Annotated in this window: 9 protein-coding genes; 6 read left to right on the forward strand and 3 right to left on the reverse strand. The window is 48.0% G+C overall.

Annotation, left to right across the window (positions count from 1 at the left end; genetic code table 11):
* Positions 1-98: 98 nt before the first annotated feature.
* From B7E07_RS07875 to prli42, 3 genes are all read right to left on the reverse strand, one after another.
* Positions 99-491: a hypothetical protein gene (locus tag B7E07_RS07875; protein ID WP_080845288.1), complete on the reverse strand. Its 393-nt coding sequence runs from the start codon at positions 489-491 to the stop codon at positions 99-101.
* Between the two features lie 59 nt (positions 492-550).
* A complete protein-coding gene (locus B7E07_RS07880; protein WP_080845291.1) occupies positions 551-1,039 on the reverse strand; it encodes a hypothetical protein in 489 nt (162 codons plus the stop codon).
* Positions 1,040-1,159: 120 nt separating this feature from the next.
* Positions 1,160-1,252, reverse strand: coding sequence for a stressosome-associated protein Prli42 (gene prli42, locus B7E07_RS23280; RefSeq protein ID WP_139785591.1), 93 nt, complete (start codon positions 1,250-1,252; stop codon positions 1,160-1,162).
* 176 nt (positions 1,253-1,428) lie between these two features.
* On the opposite strand from prli42, the gene mce reads away from it, so the two are divergent.
* The 6 genes from mce to B7E07_RS07910 all read left to right on the forward strand — a co-directional run.
* A complete protein-coding gene (mce, locus tag B7E07_RS07885) occupies positions 1,429-1,833 on the forward strand; it encodes a methylmalonyl-CoA epimerase (RefSeq protein ID WP_080845294.1) in 405 nt (134 codons plus the stop codon).
* A gap of 8 nt (positions 1,834-1,841) precedes the next feature.
* A complete protein-coding gene (locus B7E07_RS07890; protein WP_080849141.1) occupies positions 1,842-3,392 on the forward strand; it encodes an acyl-CoA carboxylase subunit beta in 1,551 nt (516 codons plus the stop codon).
* Between the two features lie 178 nt (positions 3,393-3,570).
* Positions 3,571-4,689, forward strand: a complete 1,119-nt coding sequence (locus tag B7E07_RS07895) for a M20/M25/M40 family metallo-hydrolase (protein ID WP_080845299.1) — start codon at positions 3,571-3,573, stop codon at positions 4,687-4,689.
* A 322-nt stretch (positions 4,690-5,011) separates the two neighbouring features.
* Positions 5,012-5,488, forward strand: coding sequence for a chemotaxis protein CheW (locus B7E07_RS07900; protein WP_080845302.1), 477 nt, complete (start codon positions 5,012-5,014; stop codon positions 5,486-5,488).
* A gap of 123 nt (positions 5,489-5,611) precedes the next feature.
* A complete protein-coding gene (locus tag B7E07_RS07905; RefSeq protein WP_080845304.1) occupies positions 5,612-6,877 on the forward strand; it encodes a DNA polymerase IV in 1,266 nt (421 codons plus the stop codon).
* A gap of 176 nt (positions 6,878-7,053) precedes the next feature.
* The coding region (locus B7E07_RS07910) for a hypothetical protein (protein WP_218970458.1) at positions 7,054-10,871 on the forward strand (3,818 nt) is incomplete at its 3' end.

Raw genomic sequence — 10,871 nt, forward strand, 5'->3', positions numbered from 1 at the left:
TCCATAAAGGTTAGACCACACGAAAAACCGCTTGATGTTCTAAGCGGTTTTTTTATGTCTCTATAATGTACTGCGTAACAGTTCTCACTAGAGAAGATTTACTCTTCTTGAACCTCTAGATTTTTATAAAAGTCATCCACAATTGGAAATAGATCTGGATGTGTATAATAGTAATGGTCGTTTACTGAACTTAGCGAAAATCTAAAAGGGAACTCTCCCTCTTGATGCAGTGATAAAGAGTATGTAAAGCCACTTTGGTCTTCTTGATTTTTTTCAGGTATAAACTGCGTATCTTTGATCTGACTTAAAAAGTCATCTATCAATTCTTTATCTTTTATAATTTTTTTATATCCTGTACTTCCATCAAGGATGTTAATTTGAGTTACATCTTCAAGACCTTTCTCGTAAAATTCCGAAAGCGTTTTTGTCTCTAAACCACACCCTGTAATGAAAGAGCACAATAGAAATATAAGGAATAATTTAATTTTCATATAGAATTCCCCTTTTTATTTATAGACGGGAATTCATGAGTTAAGTTACAGTTTTTGAGCTAAAAGTCAAACCGATCTGGAACCCAAATAGCAATCTCTTCTCCTGGTACAGCAACAACAAGCCATAACTCCTCTTCATCTTCTACACCAGCCTGCCAGCATTCATACATTTCATTTGAACCGTTTAAAAAGATCGTATAGCCGTTCTCTAGCGTAAGCAGCAGATGTGGAGCCGTTTCTCTTAGTTGTACATCGGTTACTTTCTGTCTTCGGATACGATAAATCCTATTATATTGTTCTGCCTCTGTATAATCTTTTATTTCATCTTCATTAGCTGGGTATTTTATAGGCGGATTTTCGTATAAGCACCATTTTGATTCTATATTCAAGTATAATTGGCCGCCAAAATCCTCAATCTCCTTGTAATTTGTAAAATAAAGCTTCAGTGTCGAAGGAGAGGTGCCAAATTGTAATCCGTCCACCTGTGTGCCGATGAATAGATGTTTTAATATTCGTTCAGCCTGAACTTTGTCCCGTGCATTTAACATATCAACACTCCTACATACCAGCATAAAAAATAAAAGCGTGATTCAGATGTGAATTCACGCTTCTTACATACGGTTATTTTCATATACATTCATTTTGTTGCGGCAGTGAAATCGCCTTTATTAAAATAGCATCGATAATCCCATTAGTAATGTGGATGCGAGCATGATAAAGATCATAACGTAAACAATAATTTTTTGTGCTTTTTTAGACAACGGTCATCCTCCTATCATTATGATAATTATATTTTACTAGGTATTGAGAAAATCGCAAGAGTTGTGGGCAAAACTTATTTTGTTTATGGCTGGATGAATGATTTTGACTGTCCTGGTACATATTAACATAATTATAATGTGCTTTTTCTCCAACCATGATAAAGAGGTGACTGGACATGATTAAGAAAATCGATCACATTGGCATTGCCGTGTCATCACTTGAAAAAATATTACCTTTTTATATAGACATTATACAGCTGGAGCTCTTGCATATAGAGGAAGTAGAGAGCGAAGGGGTAAGGATCGCTTTTATAGCAGCTGGTGAAACAAAAATTGAACTAATAGAACCGATAAATGAAGAAAGTGCCGTAGCGCGATATATTCGGAAATTTGGTGAAGGAATGCATCATATCGCGTTTGCGGTAGATTCAATTGAAAAGAGAATAGAAGATATAAATGCTAAAGGAATTAGAATGCTCAACAGCCAGCCAAAATCAGGAGCAGGCGGTGCAGCTGTTGCATTTATGCATCCCCATTCTACTGGAAGAGTGTTAGTTGAGTTGTGTGAGAGAAAGGAATGACAAGTCCATTGGCTGATATTTATGAAAAAATGAATGAACTATATCTGCTCCGCCAAAAGGGTGAGCTTGGCGGCGGTGATGAACAATTGGCCCGCCAGCAGGCAAAAGGAAAGCTGACTGCACGTGAAAGAATCAAATTACTTGTAGATGCTGACACTTTCGTAGAATTGAACCCCTTTATGGAGCACCGCAGCCAGGACTTTGGGTTAGAACAGCAGAAGATATCAGGTGATGGAGTTGTGACCGGATATGGAAAGGTAAATGGGCGTCCGATCTTTCTTTTTTCACAGGATTTTACTTGCTTTGGCGGTGCTCTTGGAGAAATGCATGCCAAGAAAATAGCCCATGTTATGGATTTGGCTGCAGATAATGGGGCTCCTTTTATCGGATTAAATGATTCAGGAGGAGCACGGATTCAGGAAGGGGTAATGGCGCTTGATGGCTACGGCCAGATTTTTAAAAGAAATGTCATGTATTCGGGGGTCATTCCGCAAATTTCTGTTATATTAGGACCTTGTGCAGGAGGAGCCGTCTATTCTCCCGCGCTAACAGATTTTGTTTTTATGGCAGAAAAGATCAGTCAAATGTTCATTACCGGACCAAAGGTTATTGAAGCCGTTACGGGTGAAAAGATTTCAGCAGACGACCTAGGCGGAGCTTATGTGCATAATTACATTAGCGGCAATGCGCATTTTTGCGGAGAGACGGAAGCTGAAGTGATTGAACAGGTGCGCACTCTTTTAGGCTATTTGCCGCAAAATCATATGGAGAAGCCTGTTATAGTTCCATATCATCATGCAGATGAATTCCGCCCGCAGCTAACAAAAATTATCCCATCTGATTGTACAAGAACATATGATGTTAAAGCTGTCATTCATGAAATAGCGGATGAACAATCCTTTTTTGAAGTACAGTGTGGTTTTGCGAAAAACATGGTTGTTGGCTTTGCAAGAATTAAAGGAGAAACGGTTGGACTTGTATGCAATCAGCCAAAAGTAATGGCTGGCAGTCTTGATCATGATTCCTCTGATAAAGCAGCACGATTTATCCGTTTTTGTGATTCCTTTAATATTCCGATTATAACCCTTGAAGATGTTACCGGATTTTTCCCGGGAGTTAAACAGGAGCACTCAGGCATCATTCGCCATGGTGCAAAAATTCTATATGCATATGCAGAAGCCACAGTTCCTAAAATAACAGTTATTCTGAGAAAAGCCTATGGAGGTGCCTATGTTGCCTTGAATAGCAAATCCATTGGTGCCGATCTGGTTTTTGCTTGGCCAAACGCTGAGGTAGCTGTTATGGGACCGCAGGGAGCGGCAAATATCATTTTCTCTAAAGAAATTAATGAAAGTGATAATCCAGAAAAAACCAAAGAACAAAAAATAGCAGAATATCGAGAAAAGTTCGCTAATCCATATATTGCAGCAAAGAGAGGAATGATCGATGACGTGATTGATCCTCAAGAAACGAGAATTAAGCTAATTCAGTCTTTGGAAATGCTTCACCATAAAAAAGTGCAGAGGCCGAATAAAAAGCATGGGAATATTCCTTTATAAACTTTTTTAGAAGAATTTAATGTGAACCTGGATTTTTGAATTGCTGTTAAAAAGAGTTTTGCCTGTAAATCTATTTGCTGACATGTTTTGATAAGAGTATACTTAATAGATAAGAAGCTTGAATCTCTTTTATTAGATTCATCTTTACATAATCATAAGCTTACTTGGAGGTTGGAGAATGATTAACGAGGAAAGATTGTTAAATGAATTTTTAGAGCTTGTGCAAATTGACTCAGAAACAAAACATGAAACACAAATTGCAAAAGAATTAAAAAAGAAGTTTCGTGACCTTGGGGTTGAAGTTTACGAAGATGACACGACGGAGCAAACCGGTCATGGAGCAGGTAACTTAATCTGTACGCTTCAAGGAACAAAAGAAGGAGTAGATCCAATTTACTTCACTTCTCATATGGATACAGTTGTTCCTGGGAATGGAATTAAGCCCGCTATTAAGGATGGATATGTGGTAACCGATGGCACAACGATTCTTGGTGCGGATGATAAAGCAGGTCTGGCAGTTATGCTTGAAATCGTTAAAGTGCTGAAAGAGCAAAATATTGAGCATGGTACGATTCAATTCATTATAACTGTTGGGGAAGAGTCCGGTCTTGTTGGAGCAAAAGTGCTCGATCCAGCCCTGTTAAAAGCGAAGTTTGGCTATGCGCTTGATAGCGATGGAAAGGTCGGCAATATCGTTGTTGCTGCTCCGACACAAGCAAAGGTAAAAGCAAGAATTATTGGAAAAACTGCACATGCTGGAGTTGCTCCTGAAAAAGGCATTTCTGCGATTACCATTGCGTCTAAAGCGATTGCTAGAATGCCGCTTGGCAGAATTGATGAAGAAACGACAGCCAATATTGGCCGCTTTGAAGGCGGACAGCAAACAAATATCGTATGTGACCGTGTCGATATTTTAGCAGAAGCACGTTCCTTAATTGGTGAAAAGATGGAACAGCAGGTTGCTAAAATGAAGGAAGCCTTTGAAAGTGCTGCTGAAGAAATGGGCGGAAAAGCAGAAGTCGAAATTGAAGTTATGTATCCTGGCTTTAAATTTGCTGCAGGAGACCATGTAGTGGAAGTGGCACGCAAAGCTGCAGAGAAGATCGGCAGAAGCTGCGAACTGCTTCATAGCGGCGGCGGAAGTGATGCCAATGTGATTGCAGGCTTTGGTGTTCCAACAGTGAATCTGGCTGTAGGCTATGAAGAAATTCATACAACAAATGAGCGCATGCCAGTTGAAGAATTAAACAAATTAGCAGAGATGGTCATTGCGATTATTGAAGAAGTATCTGCTTAAAAAATAATGAAATCCTAAAAAAAGTGTTTAAGCTTTTATAAACCTGAGCAATCAGTAGATATCCTTAGTGGACTATCTTTCTGATGTTCGGGTTTTTTGTGGATTGTGGAGGTATGGGGCTTAGACGCTCAATTTCTGCAGTAAGTATGGAAAGCCATTTAGGCTGCGAAGTTCAGTAGGTTAGATGATTCTGTGAGCAGAAGTATTTTAATTAACTCATTCCTTAGGTCTTTCTGCTCAATTCCAATCCTCCTAATTGTACTATTTTTGGTGTGAAATATGGTATATTGGAATTAACATCATTCAAGCAGGGGGATACGAAATGGCTGAAAATAAAAAAGTTGTTGTATTTCGGATTCAAGGGGAAGAGTATGCTATTCCTATTGAATTTGTCATATCTATTGAGAAAATAGCAGGGATTACGCCAATTCCCCATTTGCCTCATTATGTGAATGGAATTGCGAAGGTAAGAGACGAGCTGATTCCAGTCATTGACTTGAAGCAAGTTCTCTATCATCAAGGCACAAATCTTGAGGAAGTTTCAAGGAAAATAGTTTTGCAGACAGAGGAATTGTCAGTTGGGATCATTGTCGACGAGGCAAAAGAAATTATTGATATTCCCAATGAAGCTGTGAAACCTTTAGGCCTTGCAGCCTACCAAAAAACATCCTATTTTTCAGGTGTAGCAAACCTAAACAGCAAGCTGATTACCTTGATTGATCCTTCTGTACTTGTTGAATCGCTGGAAGGAATTAAGGACATTAAAGAATATATGAAAAGTCAAAAACAAATGCAATAAGGTGAAAAAGAGGAGATCATTTGATATCTCCTCTTTTTCTATCCTTAAACGCTTCAGCTTGTATGTAATGAGGTCTGTAATTTGATAAAATAATGATAAACAAGAAACCGGGAAGTGTGATAGATGTATCCAAAAAACGGAAGGGTCATTTTGCATGTTGATATGAATAGCTTTTATGCCTCTGTTGAAATGGCTTTTGACCCTTCATTAAAGGGCAAGCCATTGGCGATTGCAGGCAACCCAGAGGAAAGACGGGGCATTATTGTAACATGCAGCTATGAAGCTCGTAAATATGGAGTAAAAACGACGATGCCACTTTGGGAGGCTAAAAAGCTTTGTCCCCAGCTTATCATTATGAGGCCTACTTTTGAGCGTTACCGGGCTGCATCTATTGGCATGTTTGAAATTCTTGGACAATATTCTGAGCTTGTAGAACCGGTATCCATTGATGAAGGCTATGTGGATATAACCGACAGTCAGGAATATGGCAATCCCGTGCAGATTGCTGAAACCATTCAAAAGAGAATATATGAACAGCTGGACTTGCCGTGCAGCATTGGAATTGCACCAAATAAATTTTTGGCAAAAATGGCATCTGATATGAAAAAACCGCTTGGCATTACGATTTTGCGAAAACGGGATGTTCCGCGAGTTTTATGGCCGCTGGAAGTGGAAGAGATGCATGGAGTCGGCAAGAAAACAGGTGAAAAGCTGCGCAGTTTTGGCATTCAGACAATCGGAGATCTCGCAAATGCAGAATCCATGCAGCTGAAAGCAACATTAGGAATTAATGGGCCGAGGCTTAAGGAAAAGGCCAATGGAGAAGATAGACGGCGGGTAGATCCAGAAGCTGCAGCAGAGTTTAAAAGTGTTGGGAACTCAACGACACTACCGAGAGATACAACCAATCAGCTGGAGCTGTTTACCGTGTTTGCTGGACTAGCTGAAAAAGTGTCAGTGCGCCTGAAAAGGAAGAAGGTATTAGCCACAAGCATCTCCATTATGATTCGCTACAAAGATCGAAAGACGATTACAAGAAGCAAGCAGCTGGACCAGCCTATTGCACAGGTAGAGGATATCGCTGACCAGGCCAAAGCCTTATTCAGAAAGCATTGGAACGGCAACGCCGTCAGATTACTTGGAATAACTGGTGGAGATTTAGTAGAACAAGGTTCTGCGGTTATGCAGCTGGATTTATTTAATTTTGAAAAAGAAGCCAAGAAGGAGCCCCTCTTAAAAGCAATGGAGGAGCTTAAGCTTAAATTCGGAGCGGATATTATTGATCATGCGGGTGCAATCAATGAAATGAAGAATAAAAAAGATGATGTTGGAACAGCGACTAGTTTTAATAAAGATTTTTTGCAGGTGAGAAAGCAGCCTGAAAAATAATAATACAGCTTTTTTATTTATTTGGTTCGAGAATGATTAATTGTGTTAAATAATAAGGTCTTTGTTAGATTGTAAAGAAAAAGGGGCGAGGGAATTATACCAAATTCTCTCACTCTTTTTTTTGTTTTTAATAGCTTGTTTATAAGAAGAGTTATAAAGGTGGCGTATGTTCAAATATGTTACGATTTATTTTGACCTTATTAGAGATCATTTTATCAGATGTTTTTGAATTAGTAGAAGATGTTACACAAACAACTGGTGCGAGGGGTCCTGTAGGTCCGACCGGTCCAGCTGGAGTACCTGGTCCAAGGGGAGCAGCGGGCCCAACTGGAGCCACGGGTCCCGCCGGAGCAACTGGAGAAGCAGGTCCAACTGGAGCTACGGGCCCGGCTGGAGAGGTGGGTCCAACGGGAGCAACCGGAGCAGCTGGAGAAGCGGGTCTAATTGGAGCCACGGGTCCAGCCGGAGAAGCGGGTCCAATTGGAGCCACGGGCCCAGCTGGAGAAGTAGGCCCGATTGGAGCCACGGGCCCAGCTGGAGAAGTAGGCCCGATTGGAGCCACAGGCCCAGCCGGAGAAGTAGGCCCGACTGGAGCCGCGGGTCCCGCCGGAGAAGTAGGTCCAATTGGAGCAACAGGCCCAGCCGGAGAAATTGGTCCAACGGGAGCCACGGGTCCAACCGGAGAAGCAGGTCCAATTGGAGAAGCAGGTCCAATTGGAGCCACGGGCCCAGCTGGAGAAGCAGGTCCAATTGGAGCCACGGGCCCAGCTGGAGAAGTAGGTCCAACGGGAGCCACGGGCCCAGCTGGAGAAGTAGGTCCAACGGGAGCCACGGGCCCAGCTGGAGAAGCAGGTCCAATTGGAGCCACGGGCCCAGCTGGAGAAGTAGGTCCAATTGGAGCCACGGGCCCAGCTGGAGAAGTGGGTCCAACTGGAGCCACAGGAGCACCTGGAGAAGTAGGCCCGACTGGAGCCACGGGTCCAGCCGGAGAAGTAGGTCCAACGGGAGCTACAGGCCCAGCTGGAGAAGTAGGTCCAACGGGAGCTACAGGCCCAGCTGGAGAAGTAGGTCCGATTGGAGCTACAGGTCCCGCCGGAGAAGCGGGACCAATTGGAGCCACGGGTCCAGCTGGAGAAGTAGGTCCAATTGGAGCCACGGGCCCAGCTGGAGAAGTGGGTCCCACCGGAGCCACAGGAGCACCTGGAGAAGTAGGCCCGACTGGAGCCACGGGTCCAGCTGGAGAAGCGGGTCCAATTGGAGCTACAGGTCCCGCCGGAGAAGCAGGTCCAATTGGAGCCACGGGCCCAGCCGGAGAAGTAGGCCCAACGGGAGCCACGGGCCCAGCTGGAGAAGTGGGTCCAACTGGAGCCACAGGAGCACCTGGAGAAGTAGGCCCGACTGGAGCCACGGGCCCAGCTGGAGAAGTAGGTCCAATTGGAGCCACGGGCCCAGCTGGAGAAGCAGGCCCGATTGGAGCCACGGGCCCAGCTGGAGAAGTAGGTCCAACGGGAGCCACGGGCCCAGCTGGAGAAGTGGGTCCAACTGGAGCCACAGGAGCACCTGGAGAAGTAGGCCCGACTGGAGCCACGGGTCCCGCCGGAGAAGCGGGCCCAATTGGAGCCACGGGTCCAGCTGGAGAAGTAGGTCCAATTGGAGCCACGGGCCCAGCTGGAGAAGTGGGTCCCACCGGAGCCACAGGAGCACCTGGAGAAGTAGGCCCGACTGGAGCCACGGGTCCAGCCGGAGAAGCGGGTCCAATTGGAGCCACGGGCCCAGCTGGAGAAGTAGGCCCGATTGGAGCCACGGGCCCAGCTGGAGAAGTAGGCCCGATTGGAGCCACAGGCCCAGCCGGAGAAGTAGGCCCGACTGGAGCCGCTGGTCCCGCCGGAGAAGTAGGTCCAATTGGAGCAACAGGCCCAGCCGGAGAAATTGGTCCAACGGGAGCCATGGGTCCAACCGGAGAAGCAGGTCCAATTGGAGCCACGGGCCCAGCTGGAGAAGCAGGTCCAATTGGAGCCACGGGTCCCGCCGGAGAAGTAGGCCCAACGGGAGCCACGGGTCCCGCCGGAGAAGCGGGCCCGATTGGAGCCACGGGCCCAACGGGAGCCACAGGCCCAGCCGGAGAAGTAGGCCCGATTGGAGCAACGGGTCCCGCCGGAGAAATAGGCCCAACGGGAGCCGCAGGCCCAGCTGGAGAAGCGGGTCCAATTGGAGCCACGGGCCCAGCTGGAGAAGTAGGCCCGACTGGAGCCACGGGTCCAGCTGGAGAAGCGGGTCCAATTGGAGCTACAGGTCCAGCCGGAGAAGCGGGTCCAATTGGAGCCACGGGTCCCGTCGGAGAAATTGGCCCAACTGGAGCAACGGGTCCCGCCGGAGAAGTAGGTCCAACGGGAGCTACAGGCCCAGCTGGAGAAGTAGGTCCGATTGGAGCCACGGGTCCAGCCGGAGAAGCGGGTCCAATTGGAGCAACGGGTCCCGCCGGAGAAGTAGGTCCAACGGGAGCCACAGGCCCAGCCGGAGAAATTGGTCCAACGGGAGCCATGGGTCCAACCGGAGAAGCAGGTCCAATTGGAGCCACGGGCCCAGCTGGAGAAGCAGGTCCAATTGGAGCCACGGGCCCAGCTGGAGAAGTAGGTCCAACGGGAGCCACGGGCCCAGCTGGAGAAGTAGGCCCGATTGGAGCCACGGGCCCAGCTGGAGAAGTAGGCCCGATTGGAGCCACAGGCCCAGCCGGAGAAGTAGGCCCGACTGGAGCCGCGGGTCCCGCCGGAGAAGTAGGTCCAATTGGAGCAACAGGCCCAGCCGGAGAAATTGGTCCAACGGGAGCCACGGGTCCAACCGGAGAAGCAGGTCCAATTGGAGAAGCAGGTCCAATTGGAGCCACGGGCCCAGCTGGAGAAGCAGGTCCAATTGGAGCCACGGGCCCAGCTGGAGAAGTAGGTCCAACGGGAGCCACGGGCCCAGCTGGAGAAGTAGGTCCAACGGGAGCCACGGGCCCAGCTGGAGAAGCAGGTCCAATTGGAGCCACGGGCCCAGCTGGAGAAGTAGGTCCAATTGGAGCCACGGGCCCAGCTGGAGAAGTGGGTCCAACTGGAGCCACAGGAGCACCTGGAGAAGTAGGCCCGACTGGAGCCACGGGTCCAGCCGGAGAAGTAGGTCCAACGGGAGCTACAGGCCCAGCTGGAGAAGTAGGTCCAACGGGAGCTACAGGCCCAGCTGGAGAAGTAGGTCCGATTGGAGCTACAGGTCCCGCCGGAGAAGCGGGACCAATTGGAGCCACGGGTCCAGCTGGAGAAGTAGGTCCAATTGGAGCCACGGGCCCAGCTGGAGAAGTGGGTCCCACCGGAGCCACAGGAGCACCTGGAGAAGTAGGCCCGACTGGAGCCACGGGTCCAGCTGGAGAAGCGGGTCCAATTGGAGCCACGGGCCCAGCTGGAGAAGTGGGTCCAACTGGAGCCACAGGAGCACCTGGAGAAGTAGGCCCGACTGGAGCCACGGGCCCAGCTGGAGAAGTAGGTCCAATTGGAGCCACGGGCCCAGCTGGAGAAGTAGGTCCGATTGGAGCCACGGGTCCAACCGGAGAAGCGGGCCCAATTGGAGCCACGGGCCCAGCTGGAGAAGCAGGCCCGATTGGAGCCACGGGCCCAGCTGGAGAAGTAGGTCCAACGGGAGCCACGGGCCCAGCTGGAGAAGTGGGTCCAACTGGAGCCACAGGAGCACCTGGAGAAGTAGGCCCGACTGGAGCCACGGGTCCCGCCGGAGAAGCGGGCCCAATTGGAGCCACGGGTCCAGCTGGAGAAGTAGGTCCAATTGGAGCCACGGGCCCAGCTGGAGAAGTGGGTCCCACCGGAGCCACAGGAGCACCTGGAGAAGTAGGCCCGACTGGAGCCACGGGTCCAGCTGGAGAAGCGGGTCCAATTGGAGCCACGGGCCCAGCTGGAGAAGTGGGTCCAACTGGAGCCACAGGAGCACCTGGAGAAGTAGGCCCGACTGG

The sequence above is a fragment of the Cytobacillus gottheilii genome (assembly GCF_900166665.1).
Classification (GTDB): domain Bacteria; phylum Bacillota; class Bacilli; order Bacillales; family Cytobacillaceae; genus Cytobacillus; species Cytobacillus gottheilii_A.

Coding starts and splice junctions, on each gene's coding strand:
- mce (WP_080845294.1), top strand. CDS start 1,429: ATGATTAAGAAAATCGATCACATTGGCATTGCCGTGTCATCACTTGAA.
- B7E07_RS07905 (WP_080845304.1), top strand. CDS start 5,612: ATGTATCCAAAAAACGGAAGGGTCATTTTGCATGTTGATATGAATAGC.
- B7E07_RS07900 (WP_080845302.1), top strand. CDS start 5,012: ATGGCTGAAAATAAAAAAGTTGTTGTATTTCGGATTCAAGGGGAAGAG.
- B7E07_RS07875 (WP_080845288.1), bottom strand. CDS start 491: ATGAAAATTAAATTATTCCTTATATTTCTATTGTGCTCTTTCATTACA.
- B7E07_RS07895 (WP_080845299.1), top strand. CDS start 3,571: ATGATTAACGAGGAAAGATTGTTAAATGAATTTTTAGAGCTTGTGCAA.
- B7E07_RS07880 (WP_080845291.1), bottom strand. CDS start 1,039: ATGTTAAATGCACGGGACAAAGTTCAGGCTGAACGAATATTAAAACAT.